Source organism: Streptomyces sp. SID12488 (assembly GCF_010548275.1).
Classification (GTDB): Bacteria; Actinomycetota; Actinomycetes; order Streptomycetales; family Streptomycetaceae; genus Streptomyces.
In genome coordinates, this window is the sequence record NZ_JAAGLT010000002.1 from 283,024 (window position 1) to 305,179 (window position 22,156).

Annotated in this window: 17 protein-coding genes; 9 read left to right on the forward strand and 8 right to left on the reverse strand. The window is 69.4% G+C overall.

Annotated features, from left to right (window positions below; translation table 11 throughout):
• Positions 1 to 31: 31 nt before the first annotated feature.
• Together brxD and G3I56_RS05410 are read left to right on the forward strand one after the other, a co-directional pair.
• Complete coding sequence (gene brxD / locus G3I56_RS05405) at positions 32 to 1,372, forward strand: BREX system ATP-binding protein BrxD (protein ID WP_164407622.1); 1,341 nt, start codon at positions 32 to 34, stop codon at positions 1,370 to 1,372.
• Positions 1,373 to 1,403: 31 nt separating this feature from the next.
• Positions 1,404 to 3,530: a DEAD/DEAH box helicase gene (locus G3I56_RS05410; protein WP_164407624.1), complete on the forward strand. Its 2,127-nt coding sequence runs from the start codon at positions 1,404 to 1,406 to the stop codon at positions 3,528 to 3,530.
• Positions 3,531 to 3,551: 21 nt separating this feature from the next.
• Here the strand turns inward: G3I56_RS05410 and G3I56_RS05415 are convergent, their stop codons facing one another.
• Positions 3,552 to 4,532, reverse strand: coding sequence for a DUF3800 domain-containing protein (locus G3I56_RS05415; RefSeq protein WP_343239878.1), 981 nt, complete (start codon positions 4,530 to 4,532; stop codon positions 3,552 to 3,554).
• 468 nt (positions 4,533 to 5,000) lie between these two features.
• On the opposite strand from G3I56_RS05415, the gene G3I56_RS05420 reads away from it, so the two are divergent.
• Together G3I56_RS05420 and G3I56_RS05425 are read left to right on the forward strand one after the other, a co-directional pair.
• Positions 5,001 to 6,950, forward strand: coding sequence for a DUF262 domain-containing protein (locus G3I56_RS05420; RefSeq protein ID WP_164407628.1), 1,950 nt, complete (start codon positions 5,001 to 5,003; stop codon positions 6,948 to 6,950).
• Between the two features lie 103 nt (positions 6,951 to 7,053).
• On the forward strand, positions 7,054 to 8,121 hold the full coding sequence (locus G3I56_RS05425; protein ID WP_203689225.1) for a DUF6183 family protein: 1,068 nt from the start codon (positions 7,054 to 7,056) through the stop codon (positions 8,119 to 8,121).
• 15 nt (positions 8,122 to 8,136) lie between these two features.
• On the opposite strand, the gene G3I56_RS05430 is transcribed toward G3I56_RS05425, so the two are convergent.
• Positions 8,137 to 11,085 (reverse strand): AAA family ATPase, encoded by a 2,949-nt coding sequence (locus G3I56_RS05430; protein WP_239134743.1) that lies wholly within the window; start codon positions 11,083 to 11,085, stop codon positions 8,137 to 8,139.
• Between the two features lie 326 nt (positions 11,086 to 11,411).
• Here G3I56_RS05430 and G3I56_RS05435 point away from each other — a divergent pair, with 326 nt between their 5' ends.
• A complete protein-coding gene (locus G3I56_RS05435) occupies positions 11,412 to 12,074 on the forward strand; it encodes a response regulator transcription factor (RefSeq protein ID WP_164407843.1) in 663 nt (220 codons plus the stop codon).
• Positions 12,075 to 12,300: 226 nt separating this feature from the next.
• Here the strand turns inward: G3I56_RS05435 and G3I56_RS05440 are convergent, their stop codons facing one another.
• Together G3I56_RS05440 and G3I56_RS05445 are read right to left on the reverse strand one after the other, a co-directional pair.
• Positions 12,301 to 12,627, reverse strand: a complete 327-nt coding sequence (locus tag G3I56_RS05440) for a MazG-like family protein (RefSeq protein WP_164407632.1) — start codon at positions 12,625 to 12,627, stop codon at positions 12,301 to 12,303.
• A 66-nt stretch (positions 12,628 to 12,693) separates the two neighbouring features.
• Positions 12,694 to 13,257, reverse strand: coding sequence for a DoxX family membrane protein (locus G3I56_RS05445; RefSeq protein ID WP_164407634.1), 564 nt, complete (start codon positions 13,255 to 13,257; stop codon positions 12,694 to 12,696).
• A gap of 101 nt (positions 13,258 to 13,358) precedes the next feature.
• Here G3I56_RS05445 and G3I56_RS05450 point away from each other — a divergent pair, with 101 nt between their 5' ends.
• Together G3I56_RS05450 and G3I56_RS05455 are read left to right on the forward strand one after the other, a co-directional pair.
• Positions 13,359 to 13,682 carry a nuclear transport factor 2 family protein gene (locus G3I56_RS05450; protein WP_164407636.1) on the forward strand — a complete coding sequence of 108 codons (324 nt, stop codon included), beginning with the start codon at positions 13,359 to 13,361 and terminating at the stop codon, positions 13,680 to 13,682.
• A gap of 94 nt (positions 13,683 to 13,776) precedes the next feature.
• Positions 13,777 to 14,823 (forward strand): aldo/keto reductase, encoded by a 1,047-nt coding sequence (locus tag G3I56_RS05455; protein WP_239134719.1) that lies wholly within the window; start codon positions 13,777 to 13,779, stop codon positions 14,821 to 14,823.
• Between the two features lie 100 nt (positions 14,824 to 14,923).
• On the opposite strand, the gene G3I56_RS05460 is transcribed toward G3I56_RS05455, so the two are convergent.
• The 4 genes from G3I56_RS05460 to G3I56_RS05475 all read right to left on the reverse strand — a co-directional run bounded on the left by G3I56_RS05460 (position 14,924) and on the right by G3I56_RS05475 (position 19,508).
• The gene (locus G3I56_RS05460; RefSeq protein WP_164407638.1) at positions 14,924 to 15,613 is read right to left on the reverse strand and encodes an ABC transporter ATP-binding protein; all 690 of its coding nucleotides are present in this window, start codon (positions 15,611 to 15,613) and stop codon (positions 14,924 to 14,926) included.
• 90 nt (positions 15,614 to 15,703) lie between these two features.
• Positions 15,704 to 17,191: an ABC transporter permease gene (locus G3I56_RS05465; RefSeq protein ID WP_164407640.1), complete on the reverse strand. Its 1,488-nt coding sequence runs from the start codon at positions 17,189 to 17,191 to the stop codon at positions 15,704 to 15,706.
• Between the two features lie 506 nt (positions 17,192 to 17,697).
• Positions 17,698 to 18,507, reverse strand: coding sequence for an SDR family oxidoreductase (locus G3I56_RS05470; RefSeq protein WP_164407642.1), 810 nt, complete (start codon positions 18,505 to 18,507; stop codon positions 17,698 to 17,700).
• On the reverse strand, positions 18,504 to 19,508 hold the full coding sequence (locus tag G3I56_RS05475) for a Gfo/Idh/MocA family oxidoreductase (protein ID WP_164407644.1): 1,005 nt from the start codon (positions 19,506 to 19,508) through the stop codon (positions 18,504 to 18,506). The genes G3I56_RS05470 and G3I56_RS05475 overlap by 4 nt, the downstream gene beginning before the upstream one ends.
• Before the next feature lie 116 nt (positions 19,509 to 19,624).
• Between G3I56_RS05475 and G3I56_RS05480 the strand changes: the two genes are divergently transcribed.
• Entirely contained in the window at positions 19,625 to 21,013 is a 1,389-nt protein-coding gene (locus G3I56_RS05480; protein ID WP_203689228.1) for a multidrug effflux MFS transporter, read from the forward strand.
• Entirely contained in the window at positions 20,965 to 22,149 is a 1,185-nt protein-coding gene (locus G3I56_RS05485; RefSeq protein WP_343239867.1) for a serine hydrolase domain-containing protein, read from the forward strand. Before G3I56_RS05480 ends, G3I56_RS05485 begins: the two co-directional genes overlap by 49 nt.
• Positions 22,150 to 22,156 lie beyond the last annotated feature (7 nt).

Below are 22,156 nucleotides of genomic sequence, written 5' to 3' on the forward strand. Positions count from 1 at the left end.
TGCGGAACGTGACCGTGGAAGGAAGCCGGACGTGACCAGCGCACAGCCCTCCGTGAGTGCAGCCCGTCGCCGGGAAGTCGTCGATGCGTTGAGGCGGGGCACGGTGCCGCAGGCGGGGCTCGACCTCTTCGCCGTAGGACTCGACCGGTTCACGGCCGCACTCGACGACGATCTGGAGACGGTCAAGGACGGTGGCGCGGCCTTCCACGCCATTCGCGGCGAATACGGCTCCGGCAAAACCTTCTTCGCCCGCTGGCTGGCCGAACGTGCCAAGCGGGCGGGGCTTGCCACGGCCGAGGTACAGATTTCAGAGACAGAGACACCCCTTCACCGGCTCGAGACCGTCTACCGACGGCTCAACGAATGCCTTACCACTGCCACCCACCAGGCCAGCGCGCTGCGAGCGGTCATCGACTCGTGGTTCTACTCCCTTGAGGACGAGGTCGTCGACGCGGGAGACGTGGACGAGGACGACGCCGAGGCACTGGCAAAAGCCGTCGACGAACTGATGGAGCGACGGCTTGCTGACGTCGCACGAACCACCCCTGCATTCTCGGCGGCCCTGCGCGGCTATCGACAGGCTGCTGTGGCGGGCGACAGTGCCACTGCCGAAGCCCTCATCGCCTGGATCGGCGGACAGAAGTCGGTGGCCGCGTCCGCCCGCCGGGCGGCCGGCGTACGCGGAGACCTCGACCATTTCGCCGCGCTAGGGTTCCTCCAAGGACTGCTCACCGTGCTGCGCGACTGCGGGCACCCTGGGCTGCTGCTCGTACTCGACGAGACCGAAACACTCCAACGGGTCCGTGGCGACGTCCGGGAAAAGGGACTCAACGCACTGCGACAACTCCTCGACGAGATCGACACCGGACGCTTCCCCGGACTGTTTCTCGTCATCACCGGCACACCGGCCTTCTACGACGGTCAGCAGGGCGTCCAGCGGCTGCCACCTCTGGCCCAGCGTCTGGCCACAGACTTCACCACCGACCCGCGCTTCGACTCGCCCCGTGCCGTACAACTTCGCCTGACAGGCTTCGACTTGGAGCGACTGGGCGAACTTGGACGCAACGTACGCGACCTGTTCGCGGCCGGGGCGCGACACCCAGAACGGATCGCGCAACGCGTGGATGACGCCTACCTCGGCGAACTTGCCACCGCCGTCACCGGCGGACTCGGTGGGAAGGTGGGGGTGGCGCCACGACTGTTCCTGCGCAAACTGGTCGCCGATGTCCTGGACCGGGTCGACGAGTTCGACGACTTCGACCCCCGTCTGCACTACGCGCTGACCGTCTCCAGCACCGAACTCAACGAGGTCGAGCGCAATGCCGCGGCCGACCCGGGCGATGCCGACGACATCGAACTGGAGCTGCCGTGAACGGCACAGCCGACTCCGGACAGGAACGTACGTGAGCGGCATCGACGACCTGGACCCGGTTCTGATCCACCACATCGTCAACACCCTTGGCTGGCCAGGCCTTCGACCGCTCCAGGAGCAGGCGATCGATCCCCTGCTCGCTGGAGAGGACGCGGTTCTTCTGGCCCCCACGGCAGGCGGCAAGACGGAGGCAGCCTCCTTCCCGTTGCTGTCGAGGATGACAGCAGAACGCTGGAGCGGCACCTCCGTGCTGTACGTGTGTCCCCTCAAAGCGCTGCTCAACAACCTGCTGCCCCGCCTCGAGACGTACACGGGCTGGCTCGGCCGCACAGCAGCGCTGTGGCACGGCGACATCAACGCCACCGTACGCAAGAGGATCCGCACCCAACGGCCGGACATTCTGCTCACCACCCCAGAGTCGCTGGAAGCGATGCTAGTGAGCGCGAACGTCGACCACCGCACCTTCTTCTCCGGCGTCAAGGCCATCGTCGTGGACGAGGTGCACGCCTTCGCGGGGGACGACCGTGGCTGGCACCTGCTTGCCGTACTCGAACGCATGCAGCGAATCGTCGGCCGCCCCATCCAACGGATCGGCCTCTCCGCAACGGTGGGAAACCCGGCCGAACTCCTGCACTGGCTGCAGGGGGCAGAGGCGGGCAAGCGTCCGGCTCGGGTGGTCGCTCCGCACCTCGACGCCCAACCGGTGAAGGGATCGGCCTCCGTCCCCCCCGGGGACATCCAGCTCGACTACGTCGGTTCGCTGGACAACGCGGCCACGGTGATTGCGGCCCTGCACCGGGGAGAGAAGCGTTTGGTCTTCTGCGAGTCACGGAGGCTCGTCGAAGAACTGGGAGAGAAGCTGCGGGCCAAGGGCGTCACGACCTTCCTCTCGCACGCCTCGCTCTCGGTGGACGAGCGGCGCCGAGCCGAGGAAGCCTTCGCCGAAGCCAGGGACTGCGTCATCGTGTCCACGAGCACTCTTGAGCTGGGCATTGATGTCGGCGACCTCGACAGAGTCATCCAGATCGACGCTCCGGCGACGGTGGCGTCCTTCCTCCAGCGCCTCGGCCGGACAGGACGGCGCGCGGGCTCGACGCGCAACTGCCTGTTCCTCACTCTCGACGAAAGTGGACTGCTGGCCGCTGCCGCGTTGCTGCTCCAGTGGTCACGTGGCTGGGTCGAGCCGGTGGTGGCACCGCCCGAACCCCGGCACATCGTCGCCCAGCAAGTCCTTGCGCTGTGCCTGCAGGAGCACCAGGTCGGGGACCGCTTGTGGCAGGAATGGTGGGCGGGCCTCGGCCCGTTCGGGCAGTCCGCCGAGCCGATCGTGCGGCACCTGGTGGATGAGGGCTACCTCGACCGGGACGGCGGGATGCTCTTCATCGGGCCCGAGGCCGAACGACGCTTCGGACACCGGCACTTCATGAACCTCACCGCAGTGTTTACCGCGGCCCCCGAGTTCACCGTCCTGAGCGGACTGACCGAGATCGGCAGGACCGATCCGAGTCTGCTGACCGAGAGCGTCCAAGGACCTCGCAGACTCCTACTGGCCGGCCGCAGCTGGCAGGTCACTTACATCGACTGGAACAGGCGCCGCTGCTTCGTCGAGCCGGTCGACAGTGGTGGCAAGGCAAAGTGGAGCGGCATGGGCTTCATTCGGCCCACGTCGTACGAGTTGACCCGCGCCGCACGAGACGTACTGCTCGGCGCGGATCCACAGGTACAGCTGACCGGCCGGTCACGAGGCTGTCTCACCGAGGCACGGCGCCGTTTCCTGGAGTACGTGCGCCCCACCGGCACGCTCATCGTGCGTGAGCCGAACGGCGACTTTCGATGGTGGACATGGGCCGGTCACCGCGCGAACGCGACCCTGGCTGCAACGCTCGGAAACCTTGCGGACCCGGCTCAACGCATCAATGACTGCTGGATCCGACTGAGCACGGACCTGACTGCGCCGGTATGGAAGCAGACGGTGGCTGACGCCGCATCCCAGCTCTGCCTTCCCACGGTCCATGAACAGGCGTTGAAGGGGCTCAAGTTCAGTACGGCCTTGCCACGCCGCCTCGCCGAAGCGACACTGGCGGCGCGGCTGGCCGATCTGGAAGGGGCCGCTGCAGTACTCAAGGAACCGGTCCGGTTCAGCACCATGGTCGACTGAGTGACCGCACGGCACGAAGCGTTACATTGCGGGAGAGGCCGGTGCGGGGGCCGTGGCAACGGTGGCCAGGTCGAGAGGGAAACCCTGCCCGGGGATGCCCGCCACGGGTGCGGTCACGGCCGTGACCGTTGGCGCGAACAGCTTGCCCGCTGACTGATGTCCGCGTGCATCGGAGACGACGATCCCGCCTGTCCACTTACCCGTTGGCGCCTGATAGCGGTGCTGGAGCTTTCCGAGGCGGGGGCAGTGCCGGTCTCGTACCTCGACGAACCCCGGGTGGCAGTGGACATTGCCGGTGAGGTCACCGGCGTAGGTCACGGCGGCCGACGGAGCCAGTACGGCGCTCACCAGGAGATCGGCGATCTGCAGACCCAAGTGCGTGTCACTGTGGCCGAAGACCGGAGACTCGGGAAGGTGAGGCATCGGGTCGCCACCCTTGGCGAACTTTCTGGTCGTCACACAGTGCACGTTGCCGACGTTGTCGCTGGGGTTGCGACTGTCCAGAACGGCGATGCCGCTGCTGGAGCGTTCGGCGAGATAGTGCTCGAAGTTTGCGCACAGAGCGGTCACTGACGCCGCGTACATGGCTGTGTCGGCGTTGACGACACCGTCCTGCTTCACCCAGATACGAGCCATGACCCTGCAGTCGCGACGTTCCAGGATTGTCAGGAGATGGTCGAGGAAGCCGTGCGCCATACGCCGTTGGTTGCGCCCCTGGCGACGAAAGGACTTGCGTATCGTCTCGCCCTTGATCTCATGGTGGACTACCTGACTCAAGGCAGGCACCTTGCGCAGCTCCGGCCGGAACTGCTTCTTGAGAGCGATGAAGTCCCAGGCGAGGCCCTTGATCTGACTCTCCGGCACAGTGAATCCGCCGATCACCATGACCGGAACAGAGTCGGCCACGCCGGGGTTGAGGACCTGCCCGGTCCCGGACTCATCGAGATAACACAGGTGCAAGACCTTCCCCCTAGGTGCACAAACAGCTATGGCCGACCCCAAATCCTTGGGGGACGGCCATAGGAGGTTCCACGCCGAGCAGAGCCCGGTCGCAGAGTGGTGTTCGTTCTGAGGCGCAGCGTAGTGGAGTCCGCTTGTGACGAGCAATCACGGCGTGGCCGGGACCGGCAGGAGGAACAGTTTCGAGCCACCATGCACCGCCATCACATGGTGAAGGCCGGCTTATTGGGAGCGAGGGCTGTGAGAGGTAAAGGTTGACAGAGAGAGGTCGGCACCAGTCGTCGTGGTCCGGTCCCGCCGGAGATTCCGCAGGCAACCGCTCACTGCCAGTACGACCCATTTTCGGCTGAGGGGGAAGCCCACCCGCTTCCGTGGCCTGCGGGGCGGGCCCACTCGCATAGGAGCCCGCGCCAGGCCGAACTCCGGCCACCTGCTGGTAGCTTCATGCAATTGGTTAGCCACGTTCTGGTGGAGGAAGCTGCCAGGACCGGAAGAACAGGCTCAACGACGGTGCATATTTCGCAAGTCCTGGACAAGGTCGACGCCGGAGACATCGCGCTTCCCGAGTTCCAGCGTGGATATGTCTGGACACGTGACCAGGTACGCGGCTTCTTCCAGTCCCTCTACCGCGGATACCCGATCGGCGGGTTCCTGACCTGGAGCACCAGGGCAGACGGCGTGCAGACGCGCGGTGGGGATTTGGGCCGGGACGGCACGATCCATCTCCTGCTCGACGGCCAGCAGCGCGTGACCACTCTCTACGGTGTCACCCGAGGCAGAGCCCCGAGTTTTTTCGAGGGCAACGCCTCGGCGCTCACTGGGCTGCACTTCAACCTGCAGACAGAAGCCTTCGAGTTCTACGCCCCTGCGAAGATGAAGGACAACCAGGTCTGGGTGGATGTCACCGCTCTATTCCAGAGCGGACTGGCGAGCCAGCTCCTCGCCGTGACCCAGTTGGCCAACGGGGACGCCGACCTCCAGGTCGCCTACATCGAGCGCTTGAACCGCATCACTCAGATAAAGGACCGCAGCGTCCACATCGACGAGGTGACCGGCGAGGACAAGACCATCGATGTGGTCGTGGAGATCTTCAACCGGGTGAACTCGGGCGGAACGAAGCTCTCCAAGGGTGACCTCGCCCTGGCCGCCATCTGCGCGGCCTGGCCGGCCGCCCGGCCCACCATGAACCGCGCTCTCCAGGACTGGTCGACCGCCGGTTTCGGCTTCAAGCTCGACTGGCTGCTCCGCAACGTCAACGCCGTGATCACCGGAGAGGCGCAGTTCTCCAAGCTCGCAGACGTGGATGTCCTGGCATTCCGGTCGGGACTCGCTGAGACCATCGACGCCGTCTCGTACCTGCTTAACGCGCTCGGCGGGCGACTTGGGCTCGACCACGGCGCCGTTCTCAGCGGCCGCGGCGCCCTTCCGGTGATGAGTCGGCTGCTCCATCATCACAGCGGCTCGTTTCCTGACGCCATGACGCGTGACCGTCTCTTCTACTGGTACGTGCACAGCTTCCTCTGGGGACGGCACACGGGAGCCACGGAGACCGTCCTCAACCAGGACTTGCAGGCCCTCGATGAAGGCGGGATCGGCCAGTTGATTAGCGTTCTGCGCCGCAGTCGCGGCGGCCACCTCGCGGTTGGCTCCGACGACTTCGTCGGTTCCAGCATGGGCTCCCGCTTCTACCCTCTGCTCTACATGCTGACACGGGTCTACGGTGCCCAGGACTTCGTCAGCGGCGTTCCACTGAGGGACGGGATGCTGGGACGGCTCAGCTCACTCCAGGTGCACCACATTTTCCCCAAGGCGCTGCTCTACAAGCACGATTACAGCCGGGCTGAGGTGAATGCCGTCGCCAACTTCTGCTTCCTCACCCAGGACACCAATCTCAAGATCGGAGCGAAGGAACCGGCGGAGTATCTAGCAGAGATCGAGTCGCGCATGCCGGGGGCGCTGGCAACGCAGTGGATCCCGATGGACCGCGACCTGTGGAAGGTGTCCAACTACCCGGACTTCCTCGCCGCCCGGCGCGCTCTTCTGGCCCGCGCAGCAAACGAGTTCCTCCAGGGTCTGCACGACGGCCCGTCCCCCGTCGCGCTCGCGGACTCGCGGGCATCCCTGACCACTGCCTCTTCCGCCGCCTCGCCCGACATGGCGGAAACCGACGCGGCCGACGAGGTCCCCGGCCTCCGCGAGCTGTTGTCCGAGCTGCGCGAAGCCGACCTGGCCGCGCCGGAACTGGACAGCGAGGTGAGTGACCCGCACTCCGGGGCCGCCATCACCGTGGCAGCCGCCTTCTGGCCCCAGGGATTGTGGGCGGAGGGCGGTGTGCCTGTCGTCCTGGCCCCCGACACAACCGAGAAGCAACAGGCGGCACTCGAAGCCGGTGACTACCGCATCTTCCACAGCACGGACGCACTGCGCGGCTACATCCGCAATCTGCACGCCGAGCGCTGAGTTCCAGGAGCCAGACGGCAATGCAGGAGGCTGCTTGGTCCAAGAGCAGCCACAGCACGCGTGGAGGTGGCGAAGGCGCCGAGGTCGTCACTAGGGAGTTCACTTGTGCCGCACCGGGTTCGGCGAAGACTCCGAGGGCCGCTCTGCGGTGCAGGCCGTCGGACGGATCGCCGATGCTCTCGCCGACACACGCTCCCGGGACTGCGCAAGGTTCGCTGCGGACATCGCGGGGCTGCTGCTGCCGCCGCTCGGGCCCGAGTGCCGGCAGGAAGGTGACCGGGTACGGCGCTCGGTGGCCGAGAAGCTGGTCGAGAAACTGGTCAAGACCCAGCAACTGCGCGATCTGGAAGCTCTGTTCGGCGAGCTGCCGAAACGGCTCGATGACCCTGCGGTGGAGGTACGGGCCTGCATCCTCGGCGAGCTCGCCATGATCGGGGCGGGGCGAGGTCGGCCCGCCCTGGACGCCTATGCGGAGAGACTCCGCGAGCTGGGGCACCCGCTGGCCCGGCTGCCTAGGGCCCGCCTGGACGTCGAGCACCGATTCGGGGTTCGTGTACGGGGCTTCGGGGCCGTGAAAACCCCCGAGCAGCTACGGTCCCGCTTCCCGGAGGTTCCCTCCACCGACAGAGGTGCGGCCGCCGGACGTACGGCCGTTGAGAGCCCTGACTTCGAGCGAACGGGGAAGGCCGCCGAGCCCTTCACCGGCAGCGGCTGGTCCCGCGAGCCCGAGGTGCGCTTCTTCACGTTGCCGGGCCCGCTCGATCCGGACGACTTCAACATCGCGTTCGTCAAGGAACTGCCTCTGGAGTGCCTGGAGGGTGAGGGCACGCGCCGGGGCGTCGCCCTCACCTGTCACACCACGCCCGACGACGTGATCAACGAACTGTTCGCGGCAGCGCACAACGGCGGAGTGAACGGTCAGGGGCAGGGTGGCGCGTACGCCCGGCTGCACGCCTGGAACAGTCTGTACGCGCTGATGGGGCTGTCCGACGACATCCCGTTCCCGGAGGCGGTGCGGCACGCCGCCGACTGTCGGTGGCTGCGATTCATGGCGTTCACGGACTGGTTCCACCATGACACGGCGGACGTGGCCTTCGCCGTACTCGATCCTCGTCGTACCCGGGTCGCGGTGCTGGCGGCGACGGACACCGACACCGACTCCCACTTCTAGTTCACAACGCCTCTCTTACGGCCGGTTGGACGGAGAGTCGGCTCCGGGAACGCGGCCCAGCGCCGCCGTCAGCTCGCCCCTCCTCCGTATGCCCAACTTCCGGTAGGCGCTGGTCAGATGGGTTTCCACCGTGCGGCGGGCCACGTGCAGCAGTTCCGCGATCTCCGTGTTCGTGCGGCCCTCCACCGCGAGTTCCGCGATCCGGCGTTCGCTCGCAGTCAGCGTCGTCGTCGTGCTGCGGGCGCCGCCCTCGCGGAGGGACTCGTCGGCTGCGGTACGCAGGCGTACGGCGCCCAGGAGTTCGGCGCGTTCGGCTGCTTCGCGCAGCGACTTGCGGGCTCGGGTGCGTTCGCCGGCGGCGGTCAGTTGGCGGCCCCGGGCGATCAGGGCCGGGATCAGTTCCGTTTCGACGGCGGCTGCGCGCAGGATTCGTACCGCCTCGTCGGTCAGGTCGAGGCCGTGGCGACCGCCCGTCGCCGTGCCGAGTATCCGCAGTGAACGGCCCACCAGGCGTGGGGTGTTCCACACCCGGGCCAGTCGCAGCTCCTCCTCTGCCAGTGCCAGCGCCTCCTGGTGGTGACCGAGGGTCAGTTGGCACTGTGCGGCGGCGGCCCGCCAGGGTGTGACCACCGGGCTCAGTACGTCGCGCGCGGACTGGCGGCGTCCGCACTCCAGGAAGTCCCCCAGGGCGCCTGCCGGATCACCGGAGGCGGCGCGCACCACGCCCCGGGCGTACAGGAAACGGTTCAACTCCCAGGAGTCGTGCGCCTCCCGCAGGTCGAAGGCGTCGGCGAGCTGCCACGCCTCGTCGACGCGGCCCGTTTCGACGAGCGCGAGCAGTACGTGCGCCTCCACGTTCGTCGGTCCGTTGCCGTTGCCGTTGCTCGTCCCGGTCCCGGTCCCGGTCCCAGCTCCGCTCCCGGTGCTGATTCCGGACTCAGCCTTCGCCTTACCGTCCCCGCCCCCGGCCGCCCACTCCAACCCGAACCTGAACCCAAATCCCCCGAATCCGGGCCCATCACCGGTCCCCGCCCCCGATCCCACCCCGTCCCTCCGCCACGACTCCGGATCGCTCAGCAGCTGCCCGTAGTCACCGCGGGCGGCGGCTATGTCGGCGCGTACGTTCAGCAGGGCCTCGTGCATCGGGTGGAGCAGGGTCGGGCGCTGGCCGGTCAGGCCTCGGTCCGTCAGGCGTTCGGCCTCGTCCAGTTCGTCCGCCCACTGGGCCACCGCCGCCGCCGTACCCAGGAGGAAGGGTTCCGCCAGTGGGCCGGCCGGCTCCGACAGCAGGGTTCGTACGCGCTTCATGGCGGCGTCCGCCGAGATCAGGCCCGCTGTCGCCTCGTACCGTACGAGGAGGGCGTGGCCGGCGGGGCCGAGCGCCTGTGGGGAGTGTTGGGCGGTCTCATGCAGGCGGCGGTACATCTCCTCGCGGATCATCTGGTCGTGGTCGGAGAGGAGCGCCGAGGCCGTCTGGACCGTGCGGAGCAGATCGGGGTGGTCCGTCAACTGGCCGTCCAGGTCGCGGAGCAGGGTCACCGCCGCGCGGGTCTCGCCGCGTCTGGCCAGCGCTGTGCCCAGGGCCACCGCCGCCTGTACGCGGTACTGCGGCAGGCCCGGCAGTCGCATCGCCTCGGTCAGGCGGGGGATGCCCGTCGAGGAACGTACTGCCGCGAACTCCAGCGAGCCCAGTTCGGTCAGCACCTCGGCCCGGCGGCCGTCCGACATCGGCTCGTCCAGCGCCTGGCGCAGCAGGACCACCGCGTCGTCGGTACGGTCGTCATTGACGGCGCCGCCCGCCGCGTCCAGCAGGACCTCCGTCGCCCACACCTCGCCCATCGTGCCCGAACGCAGCAGGAGTTGGGCCACCGTCGCCGTCGGGACGCCGCGCCGCAGCATCGCCTCGGCCGCCGCCCCGTGCGCCGCCTGCCGGTCGGCGGCGCACCAGCCGGTGAGCACCGCGTCCCGCAGCAGCGGGTGGGCATAGCGGGGCAGCCCGTCGTCGCCGAAGCGCAGCATGCCGAGCCGGGGCATGGCGGTCAGCCAGCCCCGTACCCGGGCCGGGTCGGCACCGAGGGCGTCCGCGGTCTCGGCGAACACGTCGACGTCGGCGCCCCCTGGAAGCTCGTCCAGCGCGGCGAGCACGCGCGCCGCCTCGGCCGTCGCCGCCCCGGCACAGTCCAGCCACCACGACACAGCCGCCGGATACGCCCCCGGATACAGCGCCGCGCACGTCTCCGGCAGCGCGGCCGGTGCGGCGCTGGTGGCGTTCAGGTCCTCCAGCAGCGCGCGCAGGAGCAGCGGGTTGCCCGCGCCCGCCCGAACGTAGTCCGTCACCCACTTCTCCGGTACGTCGTCGCCGACGGCCGAACGCACCAGCTCCGCCGCCGCGTCGCGGCTCAGCGGGGCGAGGGTGTGGGTGCGTACGAGGGAGGGGGAGAGGGTGTGGACCAGACCGGCGGACGGTGGGTCCACGTCGTACTGGCTGCGCTCGGTCACCACCAGCAGTAGCGGTAATCGGTCCACCCTGCGCGCCGCCTCGATCAGCCAGCACCGCGAGTCCTCGTCCGCGAGGTGTACGTCGTCCACGGCGACCAGCACCGGACCCTCGGCCGCGTACGCGCTCAGCGACCGCCAGAGCCGGGCGGCGGCCGGCAACGACTCGTCCAGAGCGCCGGTGGCTTCGGCAGAGGAGCCGGGCGGAGGCGAGGTGCTCAACTCGTGCAGGGGGGAAAGTAGTTGCTCTACGACGGCCAGGGGGGCGCCGGTCGCGCTGCCCCCGGTGGAGCAGCGGACGCGCAGGACGCGCATGCCGTGCGCCTCCGCGTGCTCGGTGGCGGCCTCGAGGAGTGCGGTGCGGCCGGTACCGGTGGCGCCGCGCAGCAGGACCAGACGACCCGTCCCCGCACGGGCGCGGGCTGCCTCGTCGGCCACCAGAGCCAGGGCCTCCCGACGCTCATACAGCGATGAGGACGCAGATGAGGACGCAGATGACGATGACGATGACGGGGATGGTGACGGCGACGGTGAGGACGCGGACGACGACGGGGATCTGGATGGGGGTGGCATGCCTGCCTCCTGTCTTGGGTAGGTACTGGCCGGTTTAGTGGTCGAACTGGTGGCCGATCTCGTGGTGTGTCTCGTGGTGGTCCACGATTGTGCGCGCCCCATGTGTCACAGAAGTCTGGGCTGTGAACGTCGGCCACCGACCCCTCGAAGGTGGCGGCACCTGACCCTGGGGGCAGTTCTTGCGCACCACACTCCGCACCACAGGCCCCGGCACGGGGGCCGTGGCCGGCACGAGGGCCGGTACCGGGCCGTCCGAAGCCGGGCGCCGCATACCCGTGGCCGTGCACGCGGCCGACCCGATCTCCCGTGCGGGCGCGGTCAGCCAGCTGCGGCAGCACCCGGTGGTCGAACTCCGGGAGGAATCCGACAGCGGGCCCGGCGTCGTTGCCCTGCTGGTCAGCGAGATCCTCGACGAGACAACGCTGTCCAGGCTGCGCCGACTTGTCCGCAGCGAGGGCGCCAAAGCCGTTCTCGTGGTGGGCGTGCTGCGCGAGAACGAACTCCTGGACGTCATCGAGTGCGGCGTCGGAGCCATCGTCTGGCGCCACGAGGCCACCGGACACCGGCTGGCGCAGGCCGTACTCGCCGCCGCCCGGGGCGACGGCGACCTGCCCTCCGACCTGCTCGGCCGACTCATCAGCCAGGTGGGCACCCTGCACCGCACGGCGGCCGGCCAGCCCGGTGCCCCCGCCTCGGGCCTCGCGCCGCGCGAGGTCGATGTCCTGCGCCTCGTCGCCGAGGGACTCGACACGGGGGAGATCGCCGGCAAGCTGTCCTACTCCGAGCGCACGGTCAAGAACGTGATGCATGGACTCACCACCCGACTGCATCTGCGCAACCGGGCGCATGCCGTGGCCTATGCCTTGCGCGAAGGCTACATCTGACCGAACGGGTAATCGAACACGGCGCGCGGGCAGCAACTCGTGCCCGCAGCTTGTCCCTTGCGAGCCTGGCGCGCCCGCGGGTGCCTGCGGACGCCTCCGGACGCCTGCGCGGGCGGGCGCCGACGGCGCCGAGATGGCTTCGCAGGGTTCGCCTGTTTCGACAGGGGTCGGCTCGGCGGATCCGGTGGAGGGCCCGGAACGGACGTACCGCAAGGCATGGAGCCGGTCAGGATGTGGGGCCCAGTGAGCGTTCCCTGACTCCTTCCAGGTGGGTCGTGAAGACCTCCCGGGCATCCGGAGTCAGGGTGCGCAGGGCCACCATCGCCGTGATCACGACGTCGCACAGCTCCGACCGGACGTCGTCCCACGTGTGACTGGTGCCCTTGCGCGGGTTCTGGCCGGTCGCGCCGATCACCGCCTGGGCGACCTCGCCGACCTCCTCGGTCAGCTTCAGCATGCGCAGGAGCAGGGACTCCCGGTCGGGATGAGTCTGGTTGGCGTCGAGCCAGGTCCAGAGGTCGTCGATCACTGCCCAGACGTCGTCATCGGCCATGGGAGAAGCCTCCCACGGGACCCCGACACCCACCCGAGTCCGCCCGTTCCGCTACGTCCCTACTCTCTACTCCTCGAACAGCGCGTCCTGCTTGCCCTGTTGACGCTCCCGCACCCGCCGGTTCCGCGCCCCCACGACCACGGCCGTGACCGCGGCGGTTCCGGCGAGGGCGGCCGGGACCATCCAGCCGCGGTCGAGTACGTGGTCCAGCGCGTGGTCCAGGGAGAGCCGGCCCGGGCCCGTCACCGCGAGGCCCGCCGCGGCGAGGCCGAGGGTGGCGGCGTACTCGTAGCCGCCGCCCGTGTTGAAGAACCCGTTGGGCGCGTGCACGGCGGTGGCGCCCACCATCGCGCCCGCTGCCGCCGCGCCGGCGGCCGGAGTCGCCAGGCCCAGTGCGAGCAGCGCACCGCCGCCCGCCTCCGCGAGGCCCGACGCCGTGGCGCTGGCCTTCCCGGGCGCGAAGCCGACGGACTCCATGAAGGCGCCGGTGCCTTCGAGGCCGTGCCCGCCGAACCACCCGAACAGCTTCTGCGCACCGTGTGCCGCCAGGACCCCGCCCGTCCCCAGACGGAGCAACAGGAGCCCCAGATCACGCCGGTCGTAACGGTTGCGTCGCTCGTCACAGGTCATGCCTCCACCGTCGCACCGATCGCGTCCACCGCACCCGCGACGGCCTTCCATGCCTGCCGTTCGGGTGGCGGGTGCCCGGGCGCGGTGCCAGTCTGACCGGCATGACGATTCAGACCGCCAAGCTCAGCGACCCGGCCGTCCGGGCCTTCGTCAACGCCGTGAACGCGCACGACCGCGAAGCCTTCCAGGCAGTCCTGGCGCCCGACGCGACCATGTCCGACGACGGTTCGGACCGTGACCTCGCCGAGTGGACCGAGCGCGAGATCTTCTCCTCCCACGGACACATGGAGGTCGACAACGAGTCGAGGGGAGGCCGCGTCCTCGTCGCCGGCTACAGCAACGACACCTGGGGTGAGATGCGCACCAAGTGGACCTTCACCGTCGACGACGGCCGCATCCTCCGCTTCGAGACCGGCCAGGCCTGACAGCCGCAGGAGCCGCAGGAGTCGTAGGAGCCGAAGAAGTCGCCTGTACGTCCCCTTGCGCTGAAGTGGGCTCCAACTCCTACTGTCCTGATCCATGGAGACCACGGACGGCACGGGCAACAAGGGCAACACGGACGGCACCAGCACCACCCAGGCCTTCGCGAACCGGACCCTGGGCCGCAGCGGCATCGAGGTCAGCCCGCTCGGCTTCGGCTGCTGGGCCATCGGCGGAGAGTGGGGCGCCCCGGACGGGCAGCCCCTGGGCTGGGGCAGGGTCGACGACGACGAGTCCGTACGGGCGGTCCGGCGCGCCCTCGACCTGGGAGTGACCTTCTTCGACACCGCCGACGTGTACGGCACCGGACACAGTGAGCGCATCCTCGGCCGGGCCCTCGGCAAGCACCGTGCGGATGTCGTGATCGCCACCAAGTGGGGCAACCTCTTCGACGAGCGGACGCGGATCGCGGACGGCCAGGACGACAGCCCCGCGTACGTCCGCCGAGCCCTCACCGCCTCCCTCGCCCGCCTCGGCACCGACTACGTCGACCTGTACCAACTGCACCTGTCCGAGGGGGACTTGGCTGCGGCAGCCCAACTCCGGGACGTATGCGAGGAGTTGGTTACCGAAGGGCTCATCCGCGCCTACGCCTGGAGCACCGACGACCCGGCCCGCGCCGCCCTCTTCGCCGAGGGGCCGCACTGTGCCGCCGTGCAGCACACGCTCAACGTCATCCAGGACGCGCCCGAAATGCTCGCGCTCTGCGAGGAGTCGGGGATCGCGAGCATCAACCGGAGTCCGCTCGCCATGGGCCTGCTGACCGGAAAGCGGGCCGCCGGGCAGGCGCTCGAAGCGGGGGACATCCGCAACGCGCCGCCCGCCTGGCTGCCGGGCTTCACGGCCGGTGCGGGCGCCGACCCGGACTGGCTGGCACACGTCGACGGGCTCCGCTCCGTCCTCACCAGCGGCGGCCGTACGCTCGCGCAGGGTGCCCTCGGCTGGCTGTGGGCGCGCAGCCCCCGTACCGTCCCCATCCCCGGTTCCCGGTCCGTCGCGCAGGCCGAGGAGAACGCCGGCGCGATCGGGAAAGGGCCGCTCACCGCAGGGCAGTTGGCCGAGATCGACCAACTGCTCGGGCGGTGAACGGCCGTGCCCCAAAGGGGCGCGGGGCCGTCTCGACATGCGGCTCCGCCGCGTGGGCGCGACCAGCCACAACGGACCCGCAGTCAAAAACCGCAGGCGCTCAGCTGACGTACTGATCCTGATCAGTGACCGTGAGCTGACCTGCCTTGATCGTCGCGACCCGGGGGGCCTTGCGGGCGATCGACGAGTCGTGGGTGACCAGGATGAAGGTCAGCCCGTACTCGTGCCACAGCCCTTCGAGCAGCGCCATGATGTCGTCGCGCGTGCCCTCGTCGAGGTTGCCGGTGGGCTCGTCCGCGAGCAGCACCTTCGGCTTCTTCACCAGGGCACGGGCGATGGCGACCCGCTGCTGCTGACCACCGGACAGCTCGGCCGGCGCGTGGGTCAGTCGGTCGCCGAGACCGACCGAGCGCAGCGCCTCGGCGGCCCGCTCGCGCCGCTCGGCGGGCTTCACACCGAGCGGCACGAGGGCCGTCTCGACGTTCTCCTGCGCGGTCAGCGTCGGGATGAGGTTGAACGCCTGGAAGATGATGCCGATCTTCTCGGCGCGCAGCCGGGTCAGCTTGGCCTCGCTGATCGCGCCGAGATCGACACCGTCCAGCTCGACGCTGCCCTCGGTCGGCCGGTCCAGGCCGCCGATCATCTGCAGGAGGGTGGACTTGCCGCCGCCGGTGGGGCCCTGGATGACGAGCTGGTCGCCGTCCTCGATGACGAGGTCGATGCCGCGCAGCGCCTCCACCGTCTCCTTGCCCCGCGTGTATCTCTTGGTGACACCGGTGAGCTTGTACATGAACGACTCCGTGACGTACGGGAATTGGGGCAGGGGGAGGGTGGAACTGAGGGAGGAACCGAGGAGGGGGAACCGAGGAGTTCGGTAGGGCTACGACACGCTGCGCAGCGCGTCCGCGGGCCGCATCCGGGAGGCCCGCCAGCCGCCCATCGCGCCGGCGATCAGACCGCCGGTGATGGCGAGGCCCGCCGCGAGCGCGATGGTGGTGAGGGAGACGGGCGCCGACAGCGCGATCTCCATCGTGTTGGCCGCCGACTGCTGACCCGGGCCGCCACCACCGGGGCCGCCACCCATGCCGCCGCCACCGCCGCCGGTGTTGCCGAGCTGTGCGGTCAGTTTGGGGCTGTACGTGGTCACCGCGTAAGCCGCCGCCAGGCCGAGGCCGATGCCGAGCGCGCCGCCGAGCAGACCGTTCACGATGGACTCGCCGACGACCTGCCGGGTCACCCTGCGCGAGGGCCAGCCCAGCGCCTTCAGCGTGCCGAACTCCCGCACCCGGCGCGACACGGCCGAGGAGGTGAGCAGCGCGGCCACCAGGAACGCCGCCGCCAGCACCGCGATGGACAGCCACTTGCCGACGCTGGTCGCGAGGTTCGAGGCCGTGGAGAGGGACCCGGAGACGGTCTCCGCGAGGTCGGCGGAGGTCGTGACGGTCGTACCCGAGATGTTCTTCTGGATCGTCGACTTGACGGTGTCGATCTGCTTCGAGTCGGTCGCCTGGACGTAGATCGTGGAGACCAGGTTCTTGGAGTCGCCGAGCGTCTGCGCCTGCTTGAGCGGCAGGTAGACGTCGGTCGTGGCCTCGCTGCTCTCGGGCGTCGCGATGCCGATGACCTTGTACTTGGTGCCGGAGATCGTGACGGTCTTGCCGACCGTGTACTTGTTCTCCTTGGCGTACGACTTGCTGAGCACCGCGACCTTCGCGTCGGCCTGCGCCGTCGTGAACGTCTTGCCGCTGGTGATCGTCGTGGTGGCGAGCGGGCCGAGCTCCTGGTTCGTCACGTCGACGCCCGTGACGGAGTACGAGTTGACGTCGAACGAGGCGCCGCCGCCCTGGATCTCGGGCGGGGCGGTGCTGCCGGAGTTGTTGCCCTGGCCGCCGCCGGGACCGCCCTGGCCGGAGGACGAGGACGACGAAGACGAGGTGTCGGTCTTCGCCCTGCCCTGGGTGAAGGAGCCGTCGACCTTGGTGACGTTGAGGCTCAGCGCGCCGACCGCCGTCGCCACGCCCTTCTGGGCGGCGACCTTGGTGACCAGCGCCGACTTCAGGGTCTGTCCACCCTGGGTCGTCACGCGGTCGCTGCTCTGCGTCTCCGTCGAGTCGTTCGAGCTGGCGTCGAAGTCGAAGCTCGGCCGGCCCGACTGGTTGCCGGTGGGGGCCGATCTGGCCTTGGTGACGGTCATGTCGGTGCCGAGGCCGTACAGCGACTGGAGGACCTTCTCCTGTGCCTGCTGCATGCCGGCCGACACCGAGTTGACGGTGATGACCAGCGCGATACCGAGCGCCAGACCCATGGCGATGACCAGAGCCGCCTTCTTGCGCCGGCTCAGCTCACGCTTGAGATAGATGCCAAACATCCCGTTCCTCAAAGGTTCATGGGCGCCCAGCTGCGGACGGCGCCCACTGTGGGCGCTGCCACAAGCTAGGGAGGAACCTTTGTGGGGAACTGGGTAAACGATGTGCGGGGGCTGAGAAAGAGGGACCGAAACAATCACGAACAATTAAGGCGTGTGGCACGGCTCTTGATGCGGCCCGTCGCACTGCCCATCGCGCTGCCCGTCCTGCTGCCCGTGGTGCTGCCCGTGGTGCTCGTGTGCCGGAGCGCGCGACAGCCGCTCCATGACCCGGCGCGTACCTCGCGGTCCCACGCGAGGTTCACCCCCACCCGGATGCGCCATGGAGCGGCTGTCGTCTTCCCCACCCCTCGGTGTGGTCCGTTGTGTTACCGGAACCCCGGAGCGTCAAGTGTGAAGCTCCGGTGGAGAAGGCGTGTTGAGCATATGCCTGCGACCGGGCCGAACGCTACGGAGCAGGCAGTTCCACTTGTGCAGGTTAAGTCCTCGAATGCGTGCGCGAAGCCGCCTCAGCCCCGCCCCACATAGGGCATCGTGGTCGCCAGAACCGTCGCGAACTGAACATTCGCCTCCAACGGCAGCTCCGCCATGTGCCGCACGGTGCGTGCCACGTCCGCCACGTCCATGACGGGCTCCGGCGCTGTCTCCCCGTTCGCCTGCAGGGCACCCGTTCGCATGCGCGCCGTCATGTCCGTCGCCGCGTTCCCGATGTCGATCTGGGAGACCGCGATACGGTACGGCCGCCCGTCCAGCGCCAGCGCCTTCGTCAGCCCCGTCAACGCGTGCTTGGTCGCGGTGTACGGCGCCGAGTTCGGCCGGGGAGTGTGTGCGGAGATCGACCCGTTGTTGATGATCCGGCCGCCCTGCGGATCCTGCTCCTTCATCTGCCGGTACGCCGCCTGCGCGCACAGGAACGCCCCGTTGAGGTTGGTGTCCACGACGTGCCGCCACGCCTCGTACGCCAGATCCTCCACCGCCACCCCGCCGGGACCGAACGTCCCGGCGTTGTTGAACAGCAGGTCGAGCCGCCCGAACCGCTCACGCACGGCCGCGAACAGGGCGGTCACGTCGTCGGGTTGGGCCACATCGGCGCGCACGACGAGACAGGCGCCCTTGCTCGTGCCCGCCTGTGTGCCCTCGGGCGTGCGGCCCTCGGGCGCGAGGGCCGCCGTCTCCTCCAGGCGTTCGGTACGGCGGCCCGTGAGTGCCACCGACCAGCCCGCGCCGAGCAGTTCGAGGGCGACCGCGCGCCCGATACCGGAACCGGCACCGGTGACGACGGCGACCTTCCCCTCGCTCGGCTCGCTCACCTCGCTCATGCGCGCGCCTCGACGGGGTAGCGGACGCCGATCTGCTCCCGGATGGTGTCCAGCGTCCGCATCACGGCGAGGGTGCCGTCGAGCGGGACGAGCGGGGACTCGGTCTCGCCGGCCCGCAGGGCGCGCATGACTTCGGTGGCCTCGTGCCGGAAGCTGTTGCGGGCGCCGTGGTCGGGGGCGGCGACGAACTCCTCGGGGTCGCGGCCGTCGCGGTGCAGCACGAACCGGTCCGCGAAGAAGAACCCGTCGGGTACGTCGATCCGGCCCTTGGAACCGGTCACCGACGCGCTGATGGACGTACCGCCGACGATGGAGCAGTGCACCGAGGCGAGAGCGCCGCTCTCCCAGGAGAGCAGTGCTCCCGTCTGGAGATCGACGTTCTCCTCGGAGAGCACCGCTCTCGCCGAGATGCCGTCGGGCTCCCCGAGCAGCAGGTGAGCGAACGACACCGGGTAGACACCCAGGTCGAGCAGCGCCCCGCCGCCCTGCGCCGGGTCCCGCAGCCGGTGCGAGGGCGGGAAGGGTCCCTCAAGCCCGAAGTCGGCCTGCACGGTCCGTACCTCGCCGATCGCGCCATCGTCGACCAGCGCCTTCAGCCGCCGGACGACCGGGTTGCAGTACGTCCACATGCCCTCCATCAGGAAGGCGCCCCGCTCCTTCGCCAGCGCGACGAGTTCCTCCGCCTCCCGCACGTTCAGCGTGAACGCCTTCTCGCACAGCACGTTCCGCCCGGCCTCCAGACACAGGCCCGCGGCGACCCGGTGCGCCGAGTGCGGGGTGGCGACGTACACCACGTCCACATCGGCGTCCTCGGCCAGCGACGCCCAGTCGCCGTAGGCCCGGGGGATGCCGAACCGTTCCGCGAACGCCTTCGCGGAGGCCTCCGTCCGCGAGGCGACCGCCACGAGCTCCGCGTCCGGCAGATCCACCAGATCCGCCGCGAACGCCGCCGCGATCCCTCCCGTAGCCAGAATTCCCCACCGCACGCGCTCAGCCGACATGCCAGCCCCTAGTCCCGTGACCTTTGTTACCTCGAACATCCTGTACGAACGGAATGTACGAACCGCCTGTACGAGCTGAGAGCATAGGTGGCGGATTACTCGAAAAGGGAGGGCGTATGCCCGAGCGTGGCCGAACCACGCGGGACAGGAAGCGTCCCCAGGCGGAGACAGAAACAGAGGCAGGGCCAGAGACCGCGACAGACACAGCGCCAGACGCACCGGCAGCGACAGAAAAGGCGGCCGGGACAGGGATACGGGGAGAGATACCCGGCTCCGCCCGCTCCCTCCGCAGTACCGGCCTCCTCGTCACCTTCATGCTCGGCGGGCTGACGGCGACGCCCCCGCTGGCGATGGACATGTACCTCCCGTCCCTCCCCGAGGTCACGACCTCCCTGCACGCGCCCGCCGCGAGCGTCCAGCTGACCCTGACCGCCTGTCTGGCGGGCATGGCCCTCGGCCAGCTCCTGATCGGCCCGATGAGCGACCGCTGGGGTCGTCGGCGCCCCCTGCTGGCGGGCCTGGCGGTGTACGTCGTGGCCACCGTCCTGTGCGCCCTCGCGCCCAACCTGGAGTTCCTGGTCGCCTTCCGGCTGCTGCAGGGACTGGCGGGCTCGGCCGGGATAGTCATCGCCCGTGCCGTCGTACGGGACCTCTACGACGGCGTGGCCATGGCCCGCTTCTTCTCCAGCCTCATGCTGATCTCGGGCGTCGCCCCGATCATCGCGCCGCTCATCGGCGGCCAGGTCCTGCGCGTGACGGACTGGCGGGGCGTGTTCGCCGTCCTCACGGTGGTCGGCATCGCACTCGCGGTGCTGGTCTGGTTCCGGCTCCCCGAGACCCTCGACCCGGCCGACCGCCACAGCGGCGGAGTCGGCGAGGCGCTCCACTCCATGCGCGTCCTCCTCGCGGACCGGGTCTTCACCGGGTACGTCCTGGCCGGCGGCTTCGCCTTCGCGGCCCTGTTCGCCTACATCGCCGCGTCCCCCTTCGTGATCCAGGAGATCTACGGCGCCTCCCCGCAGACGTTCAGCCTGCTGTTCGGCGTCAACTCGGTCGGGCTGATGATCGTCGGCCAGATCAACGGAAAGTTCCTGGTCGGCCGGGTGTCGATGGACAAGGTGCTGGCGCTGGGCCTGGCTGTCATCACCCTGGCGGCGACGGCGCTGCTGCTGATGTCGACGGGCGTGTTCGGCGAGGCGGGCCTGTTCCCGGTGGCTGCCGCGCTCTTCGTGCTGATGTCGGCGATGGGCGTGGCGATGCCCAACACCCAGACCCTCGCCCTGATGCGTACGCGCCACTCGGCGGGCGCCGCGTCCGCCCTCCTTGGCACCACCTCCTTCCTGATCGGCGCGGTCGCCTCCCCGTTGGTGGGCATCGCGGGCGAGCACACCGCCGTCCCGATGGCGATCGTCCAACTGGTGGCGGCACTGGTGGCGGTCGGCTGCTTCGTGGGACTGTGCCGTCCTTGGAACAGACGTACGACCTTGGAGGGAGTGGAGAGCTGAGCGCCGTACCGAGACTGCGCGTCGACACCCCCGAACGGGCCGGCCTGGACCCCGAGGAGATGCGTCACCTCGTACGAGAGGTACGCGCCCTCACCACCGGCGAGCGCCCCTGGGCCCCGGCCGCGGTCGTGGTCGTCGGGCGCGGCCCGGTGATCGCGGTGGAGGCGGCGGCGGGCTGGGCGGTGCGGTACGCGTCCTACGACGAGCGCACGGACACGGGAGTGGAACTCCCGGCGGCGGCACGGATCCCGGCAACGATGTCGACCCCCTTCGACCTCGCCTCCCTGACGAAGCTGTTCACGGCGGTCGCGGCGGCGCAGCAACTGGAGCGCGGCACACTCGGCATGGACGCAAAGGTGGCCGCCTACCTGCCGGACTTCACGGCGGCTGCCCGACACAGCATCACCGTAAGGCAGTTGCTCACCCACACCTCGGGCCTGCGCCCCGAACTCCCGCTGTACGACTGCCCGGATGACGCGGCCCGCCGAGCGCTGCTACGGGCGGAGGCGCCGTCGTCCGAGCCGGGCCACTACGCCTACTCCGACCTGAACATGCTGCTCCTCCAGTACGTCCTGGAACGCATCACGGGCCGCACTCTGGACGTCCTGATCCGCGACGGCATCACCCGCCCCCTCGGCATGACGGCGACCGACTTCGGCCCCTCCCCCGACGCTGCGGCGACCGAGGACCAGCGCAGGCCGTGGGCCAAGGCGGAACGGGGGACGGTGCGGGGAGAGGTCCACGACGAGAACGCGTGGGCGCTGGGCGGGGTGGCGGGCCACGCGGGCCTGTTCTCCACGGCCCACGACCTGGCGGTCTTCTGCCGCTGCCTGCTGGCGGGCGGCGCCTACGGCCCGGCACGCATCCTGGGCCAGGACTACGTGGAACTGCTGCTGACCCCGCCGGGCCTGGGCTTCGCCATCGACCAGCCTTGGTTCATGGGGGAGTTGGCGGGGCGGGGCGCGGCCGGCCACACCGGCTTCACCGGCACCTCCCTCGTCCTGGACCGGGCCACGGACACCTTCGTCGTACTGCTGACGAACGCGGTGCATCCGAAACGGAGTTGGGGACGCGTGGGGAACGGGCCCCGGGCGAGGGCGGGGGACCGGATGGCTCGGGGCGTGCGGGGGAGATGAGGGCGAG